This window comes from Sinimarinibacterium thermocellulolyticum (assembly GCF_040327995.1).
In the GTDB taxonomy this organism is placed as follows: Bacteria; Pseudomonadota; Gammaproteobacteria; order Nevskiales; family Nevskiaceae; genus Solimonas; species Solimonas thermocellulolyticum.
The window spans coordinates 135,679-150,558 of record NZ_JBEPIJ010000006.1; the positions used below are offsets into that span (position 1 = coordinate 135,679).

A 14,880-nucleotide genomic window follows, 5' to 3' on the forward strand; every position below is an offset into this window, starting at 1 on the left:
AACACCGCCATGCGCAAAACCCTCGTCGCAAACCTCATGGCCGGTGCACTCGCGGCGCCGCTCTTTGCCGGCTGCGGCAGCGCCGACGCGCCCGCGGCGAGCACCGAAGCCTTCCGCGTGCTGGTGTTCTCGCGCACCGCCGGTTTTCGCCATGCCTCGATCGAAACCGGCGTCGACACCGTGCGCACGCTCGGCGCCCAGCACGGCTTCGGCGTCGACCACACCGAGGATCCGGCCGCGTTCAGCACGGAGAACCTCGCGCAATATGCGGTGGTGCTATGGCTGAGCACCACCGGTGACGTGCTCGACGAGGCGCAGCAGCTCGCTTTCGAGCAGTACATCGGAGCCGGCGGCGGCTATGCCGGCGTGCACTCGGCCTCCGACACCGAGTACGACTGGCCGTTCTACGGCGAACTGGTCGGCGCGTACTTCCACAGTCATCCGGTGTTTCCGGTGAACGATCCGCAAGGCCCCGGCGTGCAGTCGGCGCAATTGCACCTCGAGGCGCCGGATCATCCCGCCGTCGCGCACCTGCCGGTGCCGTGGACGATCCGCGACGAGTTCTACTCGTTCCGGACCAATCCGCGCGGCCAGGTGCGCGTGCTGCTCAACATCGACGAGGCCAGCTACGCCCAAGACCCCAATACCACCAACATCGCCGCGCTCGCCGAGCTGTTCGCCAGCGCCAGCAGCGGCTTCACGCGGCTGCCGGATCCCGACGCCCTGCTCGACGAGCGCCTGCTGATCGGCGAAACCGGCACGATGAACGACCACCCGATGAGCTGGTGCCATGATCGCCTCGGTGGCCGCGCCTGGTACACCGCGCTGGGCCATTCGGTGTCGATCTACGGCGACGCGAACTTCCGCCAGCACCTGCTCAACGGCATTCTCACCGCGGCACGACGCGTGGACGCCGATTGCGTCCCGCGCGAGGACGGACCGCTCGCCGAGCGCGACACCGGCCCGGCCTTCCCCGATCTGCCGCCGCAAATCATCACCGGGCCCTGAGCCGCCCGTACACCGCGACGGAGAACGACATGGCGATGACGTCCGAACGAGTCGCGGCACGCGCAGCGGCGCTGCAAGCGGCTTTCGTCGAAGCCGCCGAGCGCAACGAATGGGAATGGATCGCCGACGCCTTCTATGCCGAGCGCTGCGACTACGTCTGCGAGTACGGCGGCACGCTGCGGGTGCACGCGCGCACGCGCGACGAAATCCGCGCGACCCACTACGGCCGCGACATGAAGGTCGGCTGGGAGGGCTGGAGCTTCCCGATCGAGCGCTACGCCACGCACGGCAACCGCATCATCACCCACTGGTGGAACCGCGGTCCGGGGCGACGCGCCGACGGCTCGTACTACCAGACGCCGGGCGTGTCCTTCATCACCGTCGGCGACGACGGCCTGTTTACCGAGCAGCTCGACCTGTTCGACCTCGCCCACCAGATGCACCTGTGCGACGAGCTCGAAGACGCCGGCCTGCTGTCGCCGACGCTCAAGGCCAACTGGGTGGTGCCGATGAAGCGCAGGCTGATCGCGATGCTGCAGCGTCATCTGCCGGCATCGCCGACGACTCGCTAACGCAGATTCAGACGCGGCCGCACGATGCGGTCTTGCAGATTGGCCTTCACCGCCCGCGCGTCGAAGGCCTGCACGTCGTCCGCGGGCTTGTCGCCCTTGCGCAGCAGGATGTCGGCCGTGCCGCGGTAAGCGTCGCCACCACCGCCGCCGACCGACGTCGTGGTGCCGATACTGATGCCAAAGCCGCCACTGCCGCCGAAGCGAAAGGCGCCGAGGCCGACGCCGACGCTGGGCCCGCCGCCGGCCGGCTGCTGCCCCTGGGTCGAGCGGTCGATCACGACGAAGTAGTCATAGCCTTGATCGAGCGTGATCTCGGCGGCGCGGTAGAGCACATAGTTGGTGACCGTTTCGGCATCGGTGCGGGCATTGCCGAAAAAGCTGACGCGGTAGCGGTCCTGTTCCAGCCGCTGTTCGGAATAGCCGTAACCATTCGTGACCGGCTGGTAGGGCGTGGCGCGGCCGGCACAAGCGGCGCCGAGGGCGGCGCAGAGCAGAAAAACGAGAGGCAGACGGGACATGACTCACTCCGGGTGGGCGGCGGGCGTGGCCGCCCGCCGTCAGACCTGACCCATCGAGCATCCACCACGCCGCCTGAACCGCCGATGCACGAGGACGAGCCGGCGCGCCTTTAGGGCACCCACAGCGGCGGCGGCTCCGGCAGCAGCGCCGGCGGGCGACTCGCGCCAGCGACGGCGTCGTCGCTGCCATGCGCGTCTGCGCGCTCGATCCGGCGCATCAGCCAGGTGCGCAGACGGTTACGGTTCTCGGCGATGACCGGATGCTCGGGCGCGAGCCGCGCGGCGCGATCCAGCAGCTCGAGCGCGGCAAACACCTCGTCGCCGCGGGCACGGGCCACCGCGAGATTGTTGAGCGCGACGGGGTCGTAGGGATTGGCGCCCAGACGTGCCTCGAGCTCGGCGAGGGCGGTGTCCGGATAGCCGGCTTCGAGCAGGGCCGTGGTCTGGTCATCGGCGCGGCCGCTCGCAGCGAGGGCCAGCAGGGCAAGCGCGAGCATGACGCGGATCATGGCAGGGTCCCCCGGGTCAACTCCGGCAGCAGCAGCACGCCGGGCTCGGCGCTGCGACCGGCGAAGTCGTAGCGCAGGTAGACCTGCGCGATGCTTTCCTCGTAGTCGCGCGCGTTGTCGAGCGAGAGCAGACCGCCGACGCTGAGCTGGGCGTTGACGCGGTACTGCAGCGCGCCGCCGAACTTGTAGGCCAGCCCCGAGTTCTTCTGCGCCGCGTAGCCCAGCGGAATCTCGTTGATCGGCTCGAACTCGACGATCTCCTCGAGCTCCTGCTGCAGCGAGGCGCGCCCAGGAAACAGCGGGGCGCCGTCCTCGCGGAAAGACTGCAGGCCGAACGCCGCCTCCAGGCGGTAGTCGAGGCGGCCGCGATGTCCGGTCCAGGTCAGCGGCAGCGCCACCGTGGTGAAGAACTGCGGGCTGAAGTAGCCGCCGTGGCCGAAGGTGAAATGCCGCAGGTTCTTGTCGTAGCCGAAGTTGGTGACGTTGACGCCGACGGTCAGATTGCCGTGACGCGCCTCGCGCAGCAGGCGGAAGAACAGGCCGCCGCCCAGTTCCAACACCGAGTTTTCCTCGACGTTGCGCCCGCCCAGGGCATAGTAGGCGCCGTTGAGGTAGAGCCCGTAGCGGTCCAGATCGTAGGCGTAGTCCAGACGACCGCCGCTGCGCACGACGCCGCCCCAGGTCTTGCCGGTCAGCGGATCGTAGGCGCCGGCATAGGACAGGAAGCTGTCGGTGACCGGCCGGCTCGCGAACTCGAATGCCAGTTGCGCGGCCTGGCCGATGCGCGTCTGCCAGCGCAGGCCACCCACCAGGCTTTCGACGTCGAAGCCCAGCGGCGTGGTGCCGATGTCGGCGGCGAACTCGCCGATGCGCCAGCCCAGCGACAGGGCGATGCCGTCGGCCGACTGATCCAGATCGCCTGACTCGCCGTTGATCAGCGCCAGCGTGCCAAAGCGCAGCTTGTTGCGCAGACCGGACACCGTGCCCGCATCGAGCACCACCGGTTTGACGCGCAGGCCCAGACGGCCGAGCTCCCATTCCTGGCTGGCCAGATCGAACGGGGTCTCGATCGCCAGCAGCCGCGACAGGCCGCTCTCGCCGCGGCGCGAGCGACTCGCGAAACTGGCCGCGCCCCAGGGACCGAGACTGGTTTCGAGGCGCTGCATGGTCTCGTCGAGCGTCGGGGCGATGCTGCGCGGCGCCCTGCGGCCCGGCCATGGCCGGGCGGCTGCGTCGGGATCGCCATGGTCGAGCCGCAACTGCAGCGGCCGCCTGATTGATGCAGCCGGGCGCGCGGGGGTCTCGGTGGCCCGTGCACCCAGCGCGCCGTCCAAGCGATAGCGTTGCACGCGCAGGGGCATCGGTGCGGCGCTGGGGCCGGCGTCGCCGGCGCGCGGCAGCAGCGGGCCGACGCTCTCGGCGCCGCCCTCCTGCAACAGATCGAACACCGGCTGCGGCAGCCCGTTGCGGGCGCTGCCGTCGGCCGCGATCAGCATCAGTTCGGGCGCGGCGGATTCGGCGCGCGCGCGATCCTCCAGCGCCGCGGCCTCGCGCAGCAAGCGCAGCGAGCGGGCGCGCTGGCCTTGCTGTTCGGCGAGCCGCGCGGCGGCGCGCAAAAAGGCCGGATCCTCGGGGTAGCGGCGGCGCGCCTGCTCGATCCACGCCTGGGCCGTTTCACGGTCGTTGGCGGCCAGTGCCGCATCGATGGCGTCGGCCCATGCGCGCGGATCCTCGGACTGGTCGCGCAGCAGTGCGCGGCCGATCGCCAGGGCTTGATCGACATCCCCGGCGGCGGTGAACAAGCGCGCCAACGCGCTCTGCACGCGCGGCTGCTCCGGATAGCGCTGTACCACCTCGCGCAACTGCGTATAGGCCGCGGCGATATCGCCCTGTTCGCGCAGGCGATCGGCCAGCTTGATGCGATAACCGACGATCAGGTCTTCAAGCTCCCGGCGCTCGGCGGAACTGGTCTTGCCGGACTGGATCAGGCTCGTGGTCACCGCCTCGAACTCGGCGTCCTGGTTGAGTTCGAGCAGCAAGGCCGCGTACTGGATCGACTGCCCCGGCGTCGGCGGTCGCTGCGCGAAGGCGCGGCGCAGCGCGGCCACCGCGCGCGCCGGATCGCCGAGGGCCTGCCAGCCCTTGGCGATCGCCGAGGCATGGTCGGGACCGCGACCGGCGGCGGCGATCGCGGCGTTGAGGATCTCCACCGCGCGCCCCGGTTCGCCCAGGGCCGCCGCCTGCTCGGCGCGCTGCAACTGGTACTGGATCCAGGCTCGCTTCTGCAGATCCGCGGCATCGACGCTGCGTTTGGACGGCGGCAGGCGTTCGAGCACGATCAGGGTCTCGTACCAGCGCTGCGCATCGGCCAGCGCATAGGCCTGGACCAGCACGGCGTCGTCGGATTCGCCGACCGGCATCTCGCTGAGCGCCTGCAGCAGGGAATCGGCCTCGACGCTGCGGCCCATGTCGCGGTATAGGCGCGCCAGTTCGAGACGCACCCAGGGGCTTTGCGGATCGGCGGCGAGCGCCTGCTGCAGCCATCTCTCGGCCGCAGTGCGATCACCCGCATCCCGCGCGCGCGCGGCGCGCGTGCGCAGCAGCGCGGCGCGCACCTCGCGCAGCATCGACGGATCGCGGCGGTCGGCCTCCGCAAGCAATGCATCGAGTTCGGCTTCGCGTTGCTGTGCGAGCAGGAGCTCGGCGTATTCGCCGACCAGCGCCGGATCCCCGGGCTTGCGGCGCAGGCCCTCGCGCAAGATGCGCTCGGCCTGTTGCGCGTCGCCGGCCTTGCGCAGCGCGCGCGTAGTCGCGGCGCGCACGTCGGCGTCGCCGTCCGGGCGCAGCTCGACGGCAGCGGCGAAGCGACGCGCGGCCTCGCGCCACTGCCCCGCTTGTTGCGCGGCGCGCGCCTCGCTCACGCGTCGCCAGTAACGGCTGGTGTCGAGCGCCTCGGTCAGCGAGGCGCGCAGCGACGGCCGCGCCGCGATCGCGCGGCCGAGCAGGTTTTCGGCCTCGGCGAAGCGCTGCTGGCGCAGCCGCACCAGCCCCAGACCGGCGAGCGAGTCGGCCTCGTTCGGCGAGGTGTTGAGCCGATTCGAGAAGAACAGCTCGGCGGCGTCGAGGGCATCGGCGTCGAGCGCCTCGTAGCCGGCGCGCAAGGCCTCGGCGCGGCGCGCATCGGCCGCGGCGCGCTCGCGCGCCCGCGCCGCGGCCTGCAAGCCGTCGAGCTTGGCGCGCAGCTCGGCATCGTCGCCGACCGATCGCAGATAGCGCTCGTACAGCGCCCGATCCTGCAGCCCGGCGTCGAGCCACAGCAGCGCCTGGCGCAGTGCGCGCCGCGCCTCGGCGCGCACCGGCGAGCTCGCATCGCCGAGCGCCTCGAGGCGGCGGATGGCCTCGCGCCGCGTGGCCGCGCGGTAGCTCAGCACGCGCGCGTAGGCCAGCGCCGCCTGCCGGTCCTCGGGCCGTGCCGTGCTCAGCCGCGCCAGCGCATCGCGCGCCCGCGCCCAGCCGTCCTCGGTCCCGGCCAGCGTCTCGTAGTACTCCACCGCCAGCGCCGCCGGCGGCTCGCCCTGGGCATCGAGCAGCGGCCGCCAGGCGGCGATGGCCTCGGCACTGCGCCCGCTGCGGGCCAGGCTGCGCGCCTGGGCGAGCGCGGTTTCGCGGTCGGCGGCGCCCAGGCCCTGCGCGCGGCGCTGAAAGACGGGTGAGTCCGGCGCGAGGCGGCGCAGGCGCGCCTCGTACTCGGCCGCCTTCTGCGCGCTGCCGTGGCGCGCTTCGAGCTCGATCAGGCGTTCGAGGGCCTGCACGTTGTCCGGATCGGCCTCGATCACGCGGGTCCAGGCCTCGCGCGCGAGGTCTGGACGGTTACGCGTCTCCCAGAACTGCGCCTGTCGCACGAGCTGTTGGAGTGCAGCAGCGTCGAGGGCGTCGACGGCCAGCGGCAGCACCGCGCCCACGGCCACGGCCGCGGCGATCAGACCGCGCTTCAGCGCTTCCATTTCGGCACCAGCCTCCCCTGCCCGTCGAACCGATAGTACCCGTCGTCGTAGCCCTTGCCGAACAGCACGAGCACCTGGTCGTAGTATCGCGCCGGGCGGCCGTAGACGCCGTCCTGGCGCGCGGCCGCGACGCGCGCCCGCGCGCGTGCGAGCTGCGCCTGCTCGCCGAGCGCGCGGTAGTACGGCAGCAGCGCCGCATCGAAGCCCACCGGCCCCTCGCCCTCGATCCAGGTGCTGCGCGCGGACCATTTCTCCGGCACCCGGCCGGCTTCCGCGGTCAACACGGCAAAGCCGGCGACATTGCGCAGCATCGCGCGCACGGCCTCGTGCCGCTGCGGCCCCAGCCCCGCCCAGAGATAGACGCGGATCGCGTCATAGCTGCCGGTGCCGCCGGTGTCGGCGTCGAGCTCGTGGCGGCGCTCGCGATACTGCGACCAGTCCGGCACACGGCCCAGCGGCGAGAGTTCGGCCAGTTGTGCCGGGAACTGCTCGAGCAGCGCCGCCCACGGCCCGGAGGGGTCGACCGCGGTAAAACGCAGTAGTTGCGCCGGCATCGTGTACGAGGGATTCAAGCGCACGCGCTCACTGAAGCGAAAGCCCCGCGGCGCCGGCAGCAGCAGCACCGTGCCGTCCGCGCGACGCTCGATGGCCTGCGCACGCACCTGCGCGAGCATCGCGCACGCCTTGGCTTCGAGCGGCGGCTTGCGCCACAGCCGCGCCGCTTCGAGCAAGGCGTAGGCGATCCACAAATCGGCGTCGGTGGCCGGATTCGGATCGAGAATCTTGCGCGTGCCGTCCGCGGCCGTGCCCCAGAGCCAGGCCGGCAACTGACGCGACAGGTCGCCGGCCGCGAGGTTCACCTCGGTCCAGTGCAGGATGCGCGCGAAGGCCTCGCGGTCGTTGGCGATCAGCGCGAAGAACAGCGCATAGGCCTGACCCTCAGAGACCGTGCGCGCCTCGCTGGTCCAGTCGATGACCCGCCCCTCGTCGCTGACGAAGCCGGTCTTGAACGCCTCCCAGTCCGGCCACGGCGCGCGCTCGGCCCAGGCCGGCTGTACCAGCAAGAGGCCCAACAGCACGATGAGACGCACCCGCATCGCGCCTCAGCCCGCCTTGGGCAGGCGGCTGGCGGCGTGCCGGCGCAACAGGCGCTGGGCGACGAGCGCGAACAGCCAGGCAAAGGCGATGGCGAGCGGCACCACGAGATACGGATGGTGCTGCATCCAGCGTGTCAGCGCATACCACCACGGCAGGCGGCCGACGCCGTAGCGCGCGCCGAGGCGATAACCGCTGACCTGATCGGCGGTCACCAGCGCCAGTCCGCCTTCGATGAACTGGCTGCGGCCCGGCTCGGTCAGCGCGAGCGCGACCGCGCGCGGATCGAAATCGCCGGTGGTGCGCAGGGCGACCACGCTGCGCTTGCGCTTGAGCGGCGACTCGAATTGTTGCAGCGTGCCGAGCGCGCCGCGCGACTGCACCAAGACGCGCGCGGCGACCTTCTCGGCGTCACGCAGCGGCCGCCCCTCGATGCGCGCCTGCAGGGCCGCAAGACTCGAGGCGGTGCGCAGCTCGGCGCCGTCCGCGCCAAGGCGCAGCACGCCGGCCTCGTCGAAGGCGGTCGGCAGCGTCGCGACCTCGGCCGGTGCGATCAGCAGCAGATCCTTGTCGGCGGCGTCCTCGACCTGCGCCAGCCCCAGCACCTCGACGCGCGTCGCCGCCTCCTGGGTCCAGCGGCCGATGTGGCCGAGCACGATCAGCGCCGCGGAGATGTCCGCCGCGCTCGGCCGCTCCGGCAGCAGCACCGCCGTCTGCGACAGGTCGGCGAACTTCGCGTACGGAAAGCCACCGTTGACCAGCTTCTCCAGCGCCGGCATCTCGGCATAGTGGGCGTGGCGCGCGAGCTTGAGCCGGCTGCGCGGATCGATGCCGCCCTGCAGCGTGTCGGCGCGGAAATCCTCGCAGGCCTTGGCGGTGTCGCGCGTGAACTCGAACTGCGCGACCAGGCGGTTACGGCCGCGCAAGTGCTGCGGCGGCAGTTCCACCTCGAGCGCGCGACTGTCGGTTTCCGCGCGCTGCGCGCCGCCGGCGTCGAGCAGCGTCGAGCCGAGATACTGGCCGTTGAGCAGCACGTTGAGCGAGGACTTGGGGTTGCCGGCTCGGCTGGCTCGGTAGTGGAGGTCCACCCAGCCGCCGCTGCGGCCGAGGAAGTACAGGTCCGGCGGCAGCGTGAATTCATAGGTGATCGGCCCCGGCGCGAGGCCGGAGACGGTCGACGGGCCGAGCCGAAAGGCATCGAGCGGGATCGGCTGGTCGAGCAGCGGCCAGCGCGGCGAGGCCCACGCGCGCTGCGGCGGCGGCAGCTCGAGCCGGGTCAGACTGGCGGCGTCGCCGCGCATGACCAGGTGACCGAGCGCGAAAGCCTGGGCCAGCTCCACCAGGCCCGCCTCGTCCGGGGCCGAGAACACCAAAAGGCGGCCGTCGACATCGCCTGGATTGCGGATCGCGCGCAGTTGCGGCTCGGTGCCGCCGAGCTGGAACAGCACGGCATGCCCGGCGGGCGCAAGCCCGAAGTGCACGGGGAAATCGGCACCGCGGTAGTCCGCCTGCGCACCGAACCAGGCGGCGACGATGCCGGCCGCGCGTACCGTCTGCAGCCCCGGATCGGGGGGCAGCACGAAGCTCAGGCGCAGACGTTCGCGCTCGGCCGCGTCGAACCAGGGCGCCGGCAGCTTCTCCAGCGTCGGCGGCAGATCGAGCGTGCGCAGCGTCAAGCGCAGCACGCTGTCGTTGGAGATGTCGGCCCACAGGGTCGAATGCGTGGGGTCCTCGCACTCGCCCTCTCTGGCGTAGTGGGCGACCAAATCGAAGCGGATTTGGTTGCGGCTCACCAGCAGCAGCGGATCGAGCGGGATCTTCACCACCTTGCCCGAGGCGCCGGCGGCGTCGAGCGGCCGCGTCCAGACGATCTGGTCATTGACCGCGACGCTCAGATGGCTGAGGTCGAAGCGCAAGGATGGTGAGTGCGCGATGCGCAGCTCCAGCTCAGCCGCGGTCACCAGCTCGTTGGCGCGCAGGTTCAGCGGCAGCGAGGCCTGGCCAAACACCGTACGCAGACGGATCGGGTAATCGATGCCCAGATCGCGGAAACGCAGCTCCACCCGGCGCTCGGCGGCGCTCGACTGCGCCCACAGCGGCGGCGCGCCGGCCAGGCACGCGCCGATCAGGCCAGAGGCGAGAACTTTGGAGAGCTTGATCATGCCGTTACGGGTCGTCCGTCCGTCGTGATGTGGTTTTTGCGTCTGTATGCCCGGCGCCGGAGCACCGGTGCGCCGATGCACGTCCGCGTCCTTGCGCCTAGCCGTGACCACCGGCGGCACCGGCTGCGGCGGCGCGCCGCGGGGACACCACGCGCCGCAGCTCTTGCACCAGCCAGCGCAGGAACTTGTAGCCGCCCAGAACGCCGAAGCGCGCCACGTCGCGCAAGGCGAGTAGCGGGCGATCGACCGCGCGCGCATCGCGCCACTTGAGCCAGGCATCGGCGCGGCCGTACAGGGCATTGACCATGGACATCTGCTGTTCGAGATTCATCTCGTCCCATTCCAGCGCGAGCAGGCCATGACCGACGCGGCGCACACGCCCGTCGAGCCAGACGTCCGAGCGCTGCGGAATCAGTACGACCTGCATCGGCGCCCCGGGTTCAGCGGCGAACCCCTCGGGCAGCGAGAGGGCGACGCCCGCATCGGACACGTCCAGCGTGTCGACCGGATAGACCGCCGTCGATCCGCGGCGCCGCAAGAGCGCCGGCAGGCGCACGCGCACACGCACCGCGCGGCGCACCTGGCGCTGCTCGGAGGCCACGGCCAGCGCGCAGCCGATGATCAAGAGGTTGTAGATCGTCCAGCCGACGTTGAGCAGCACGGTATCGGCGTGTTCGGTCTCGGTGAAAAAGCGCACCGCGCCCACGATCAGGCCCAGCACGTTGAGCAGGAACAGAAAGTAGTAAGGCTTGGCGATGTCCTTGTCGAAGTAGTCGCGGTCGACGATGCCGCCCTTGGCGGTGACGTTGAACTTACCGAGTTTGGGGTTGATGAAGGCGAGCAACGTCGGCCACAGGATGAACATCGCCAGCACCGTCTCGTAGGCCTCGGACCAGAACGAGTGACGGAAGCGGCCCTGGACACGGCTGTTGGTGAGCGTACCCAGCACCACGTGCGGCGCGGCATGGGCGAGCACCATCCAGCCCTGCGCGGCGATGATGTCGGCCCCCAGCAACAGATAACCCAGCGGTGAGGTCAGAAAGATCAGCCGCGGCAGGCCGTAGAAGAAGTGCATCATCGCATTGGCGTAGCAGATGCGCTGACCCCACTTCAGCCCCTTCATCAGGAAGGGGTTGTCGATGCGGAAGATCTGCGCCATGCCGCGTGCCCAGCGGATGCGCTGTCCAACATGTGCCGACAGCGACTCGGTGGCCAGGCCCGCGGCCTGCGGAATGGCGATGTAGGCGCTCTTCCAGCCACGCGCGTGCATGCGCAGCGAGGTGTGCGCGTCCTCGGTCACGGTCTCGGTGGCGATGCCGCCAATCTCTTCGAGCGCGGTGCGGCGCAGCACCGCGCAGGAGCCGCAGAAGAACGAGGCATCCCAAAAATCGTTGCCGTCCTGGATCAGGCCATAGAACAGCTCGCCCTCGTTGGGCACCTTGCGGAAGGTATTGAGATTGCGCTCGAAGGGATCCGGCGAGAAGAAATGGTGCGGCGTCTGTACCAGCGACACTTTCGGGTCGGCCAGCATGGTGCCGACGGTGAACTGCAGAAACGAACGCGTCGGGACGTGATCGCAGTCGAAGATCGCGATCAGCTCGCCGCTGGTTTTCTTCAGCGCGGCGTTGATGTTGCCGGCCTTGGCGTGCTTGTTGTCGGGCCGGGTGACGTGGGTGACCCCGACGCGCTCGCAAAACGCTCGGAACTCCTCGCGACGCCCATCGTCCAGCACGTAGATGCGCAGCTTGTCGCGCGGCCAGTCCAGCGCCAGCGCCGCGAGGATGGTCGGACGCACGACCTTGAGCGGCTCGTTATAGGTGGGGATGAAGACGTCCACCGTCGGCCACAACGCCGGATCATCCGGCAAGGGCACCGGCTTGCGGCCCAGCGGCCAGGCGGTCTGGATGAAACCGAACAACAGGATGAGATAGGCGTAGATCTCGGCAATGAGCAAGCCAGTGGCCAGGAACAGATCCCAGGCGTCGAACTGCGGACCGATCGGCAGCGTCTGGGTGATGCGCCAGTACAGGTAGCGGCTGCTCGCCAGCAGCGAGAGCACCATCAGGCCGATCAGGACTGAGCGGCGCTCGAACCGGCGCGCGATCAGGGCCGCGGCGATCATCAGCAGCCCGCACAGCGCCTGCCATTCCAGGGTCAGCGGCGTAGTGACGACCACGTAGGCCGGCACCGCAGACAGGCCGATGAGGATCGGCCAGCTTAAGTCCAAAAGCCGCGGACGTCGGTGCTGCGACGCCGTCATGCGGCTCAGCTACGGCGCGGCGCGTGGGCCTCGAGTGCCGCGAAAACCTCTCGCAAGCTCTTGGGCTGGGGGCTGACGTCGGCGGTACACGCGGGGGCACGACCGGGCAGGTCGAGCCGCAGCGCGGGGGCACGCACGGCGCTGCCGATGGCCTGGCGGCGCAGGCGCTCGAAGGTGAAGCTCAAGGGGCTCGCGGCCGAGACACTACGCAGGCGCGGCGGCTCCACGGCCGTGGGAACGGGCGTGCCGCGCGCGGTGCTGGCCGCCGCGCCCGGCCCGTTCGCGGGCGGCGCCGGCGGGGTCGGCGACATCGGCGCGGCGGACGCGCCCGTTGGAGGGGATGCTGGGGCCGCCGGGGCAGCGGGGCCTGCCGACGACACCACGGCTGGCTTGCGCGGTCCGAACTCGCGGTAGCGCATGCCGGACAGGCCCAGCTGGTTCACCAGCGAGCCGACATCGTCATACACGGGATCGGGTTGTCCGCTCATGATGTGCTCCCCAAACTACTGCGCAAAGCTCGACTCGTGGGCAAGTCTGAAGCGCATCACCTCCGACGGCAAGGATCCCCCGAGGATCTGCCGCACGTCGAGACGCTCACCCGCGCCGAGCTGGCGCATCCATTCCGCATACATACCTTCGAAAAACGCCGGCGCCCAGCCCTGCACGCCCTCGCCGAAACAGCGCTCCAACGGGGCGCAACCGTGGAGAATATCGACCGCCCCCGGCGTTTCCTCCACCTGCATCCAGCCCCAGTCCAGCCGCTCCAGGGTGTCGTTGGCAAAGGCTTCGAACTCGGCCAGCGTGCGCACCTCGCCGATCGAGTGCTGCGCCGCCAGACGCCGTCCCGCCATGTACGCCAAGGCCCGCAACTGGTCTTCCGGCACCTGGGACTGCAGCTCCGCCGACAGGGCGCGCACCAACGGCTCGACGGTCTCGGCCGGGCGGCGGCGCAGCAGATACTCAATGCTGCGGGGATCCATGTTCAGGCGGCGATTCGACTCAGGCATACTGCTCCTCGTCCCGGTATTCTCCTACAACTGTAATCGAAATGTGTGGATTACTCGTGGATGGTCCGCGTGTTCGAGGGCTGCAGGTGCGCCTTGGCGCCGCCGCCGCGCTGGCGGCCGTGGTCGGTGCCTGTGGCTCGCAGATCGACGCCCTCGACGTACCTGTCGTGCGCCCACCGAGTCCGGCGCCGGCGGGGATCTATGGCGGCACGCTGAGCTCGGTCGCGGACGATCGCACCCTCGCCGTCACCGCGCTGGTCAGCCCCGAACGCATCTTCGCCTTCGATGAAGACGGTGAGCTGATCGCGAGCGGCCGCTACGAGACCAGTGGGCGGGACCTGAACTGGCAGGCTCGCGGCTTTCAGCGCCGCGAGGCACCGCCCGCCGGCGACGACGGCGAGGCGCCGGGGGACACGCCAGCCCCGGGCGAGACGGTGCGCAGACTCGCGATCACTGCCACGGGCGGCTTCGACCCCGAGGCGCGCATCCTGATGAGTTATGCCGCCAGCGTCGAAGGTGAAAGCGACGTCATCGACAGCGGCAACATCTCCTGGAGTTATGCCCGGGCACAGTACGAACGGCGCTCCGACCTGCCACTGGTCGCCGGCACCTGGGTCAACGAGGACAACTTCGGCACCGCGACCGCGAGCTTCAGCATCAGCGAGGGCGGCGATCTGTTCGGCCAGGATGCCGACGGCTGCAACTACAGCGGGCGCCTGTCGCTGATCGACCAAAAGTTCAACCTCTACGGTGCCTCCTTGCGCATCCAGTGCAGCGGCACGCCGTCGCCGCGGCTCGAATCCGGCCTCGCCACGCTGCGCCGCGCCGGGACCGACGAGATGCTGGTCATCGTCACCACCAGCGCCAGCAGCGCCACGCTGCTGCGCCTCAATCCGGGGTGAACCCGGTTTTGCCGCTGTCCACGGCGCCACGCGCGAGGATCTCGGCGCGGATCGCGGCGAGTTTGCGCTGCACCGTCTCGGCATGGGCCGGCCCCATGCGGATCAGGGTTTTCTGCCCCCACGAACGGTTCTCGAGCCGTGGATCGGCGAAGGTGTAGAGCACCTTGGGCCGCAACAGTTGCACCGGCGGCTCGACCGGCGGCATGGCGACGAGGTGGTCGATGACCGCGATCACGCGCTCGTTGAAGTCCCCTCGCGGATAGCCGAGCTCCCGATACGCGCGCTGGAATAGCGGGTAGTAGCGCAGATAGCCGTCGACCAAGGTGCCGGCGTCCACCGCATCGAGGGCGGAAACGAAGGCGTCGTAGCGTTCATAGTTGCGCGCGCTGAGCACGTAGAGCCGCTCGCCGAGCGGCTCGACCGCGAGCGGGCCTTGCACGTGGACCAGCGGACGGTGCTTGAGGCGCACCGGCTCGCGATCGAGGCTGTCGACGGTGGCGACGATGTGTCGCACCAGCCGATTGGGAATCAGAAAGGCCTCGACCGGACCGGTGCCGAAGCTGCGCTCCAGCATGGCGCGCAGCAGCGCGTCGGAATCGTCCAGCGGCGGCAGCGCAGCGGCCGCCTGCGGCGCGGATGCAGCGCGGTCGATCGCGGTCGGCGGCTCGGCAACGGGGTACTCGGCGCCCTGCGACGTGCCCGCGTCCGCCGGCGACGGGCTCGCGGTCGCAACCGGCGGCGCGAAGTGCTGCGGCGGCCGGTCGCGGAACCAGTACCAGACGCCACCCACGACCCCTGCCAAGAGCGCGATCACCACCGCGATGCGAGTGCCTTTGCTCATGT

The 14,880-nt window shown here is 70.3% G+C and carries 12 protein-coding genes; 3 read left to right on the forward strand and 9 right to left on the reverse strand.

Annotated features, from left to right (window positions below; translation table 11 throughout):
- The first annotated feature begins 9 nt into the window (after positions 1 to 9).
- Both ABSH63_RS07350 and ABSH63_RS07355 read left to right on the forward strand, forming a co-directional pair.
- Positions 10 to 1,008 (forward strand): ThuA domain-containing protein, encoded by a 999-nt coding sequence (locus tag ABSH63_RS07350; protein ID WP_352888657.1) that lies wholly within the window; start codon positions 10 to 12, stop codon positions 1,006 to 1,008.
- 29 nt (positions 1,009 to 1,037) lie between these two features.
- Positions 1,038 to 1,580, forward strand: a complete 543-nt coding sequence (locus ABSH63_RS07355) for a nuclear transport factor 2 family protein (RefSeq protein WP_352888659.1) — start codon at positions 1,038 to 1,040, stop codon at positions 1,578 to 1,580.
- Here the strand turns inward: ABSH63_RS07355 and ABSH63_RS07360 are convergent.
- The 8 genes from ABSH63_RS07360 to bcsD all read right to left on the reverse strand — a co-directional run bounded on the left by ABSH63_RS07360 (position 1,577) and on the right by bcsD (position 13,135).
- Positions 1,577 to 2,098: a CC0125/CC1285 family lipoprotein gene (locus ABSH63_RS07360; protein ID WP_352888660.1), complete on the reverse strand. Its 522-nt coding sequence runs from the start codon at positions 2,096 to 2,098 to the stop codon at positions 1,577 to 1,579. The two genes, ABSH63_RS07355 and ABSH63_RS07360, sit on opposite strands and share 4 nt — an antisense overlap.
- Positions 2,099 to 2,208: 110 nt before the next feature.
- On the reverse strand, positions 2,209 to 2,607 hold the full coding sequence (locus ABSH63_RS07365) for a hypothetical protein (RefSeq protein WP_352888661.1): 399 nt from the start codon (positions 2,605 to 2,607) through the stop codon (positions 2,209 to 2,211).
- Positions 2,604 to 6,611 carry a cellulose biosynthesis protein BcsC gene (locus tag ABSH63_RS07370; RefSeq protein WP_352888663.1) on the reverse strand — a complete coding sequence of 1,336 codons (4,008 nt, stop codon included), beginning with the start codon at positions 6,609 to 6,611 and terminating at the stop codon, positions 2,604 to 2,606. The genes ABSH63_RS07365 and ABSH63_RS07370 overlap by 4 nt, the downstream gene beginning before the upstream one ends.
- Positions 6,599 to 7,708 carry a cellulose synthase complex periplasmic endoglucanase BcsZ gene (bcsZ, locus tag ABSH63_RS07375; RefSeq protein WP_352888664.1) on the reverse strand — a complete coding sequence of 370 codons (1,110 nt, stop codon included), beginning with the start codon at positions 7,706 to 7,708 and terminating at the stop codon, positions 6,599 to 6,601. The genes ABSH63_RS07370 and bcsZ overlap by 13 nt, the downstream gene beginning before the upstream one ends.
- A 6-nt stretch (positions 7,709 to 7,714) precedes the next feature.
- The gene (locus ABSH63_RS07380; RefSeq protein WP_352888665.1) at positions 7,715 to 9,868 is read right to left on the reverse strand and encodes a cellulose biosynthesis cyclic di-GMP-binding regulatory protein BcsB; all 2,154 of its coding nucleotides are present in this window, start codon (positions 9,866 to 9,868) and stop codon (positions 7,715 to 7,717) included.
- Positions 9,869 to 9,965: 97 nt separating this feature from the next.
- Entirely contained in the window at positions 9,966 to 12,128 is a 2,163-nt protein-coding gene (gene bcsA, locus ABSH63_RS07385) for a UDP-forming cellulose synthase catalytic subunit (RefSeq protein WP_352888666.1), read from the reverse strand.
- A gap of 5 nt (positions 12,129 to 12,133) precedes the next feature.
- Positions 12,134 to 12,616 (reverse strand): hypothetical protein, encoded by a 483-nt coding sequence (locus ABSH63_RS07390; RefSeq protein ID WP_352888668.1) that lies wholly within the window; start codon positions 12,614 to 12,616, stop codon positions 12,134 to 12,136.
- A 15-nt stretch (positions 12,617 to 12,631) separates the two neighbouring features.
- Positions 12,632 to 13,135, reverse strand: a complete 504-nt coding sequence (bcsD, locus tag ABSH63_RS07395) for a cellulose biosynthesis protein BcsD (protein ID WP_352888669.1) — start codon at positions 13,133 to 13,135, stop codon at positions 12,632 to 12,634.
- 41 nt (positions 13,136 to 13,176) lie between these two features.
- Here bcsD and ABSH63_RS07400 point away from each other — a divergent pair, with 41 nt between their 5' ends.
- Positions 13,177 to 14,037 carry a hypothetical protein gene (locus ABSH63_RS07400; RefSeq protein WP_352888671.1) on the forward strand — a complete coding sequence of 287 codons (861 nt, stop codon included), beginning with the start codon at positions 13,177 to 13,179 and terminating at the stop codon, positions 14,035 to 14,037.
- Here ABSH63_RS07400 and ABSH63_RS07405 read toward each other — a convergent pair.
- On the reverse strand, positions 14,024 to 14,878 hold the full coding sequence (locus ABSH63_RS07405; protein ID WP_352888673.1) for a DUF3014 domain-containing protein: 855 nt from the start codon (positions 14,876 to 14,878) through the stop codon (positions 14,024 to 14,026). The genes ABSH63_RS07400 and ABSH63_RS07405 overlap by 14 nt on opposite strands.
- Positions 14,879 to 14,880 lie beyond the last annotated feature (2 nt).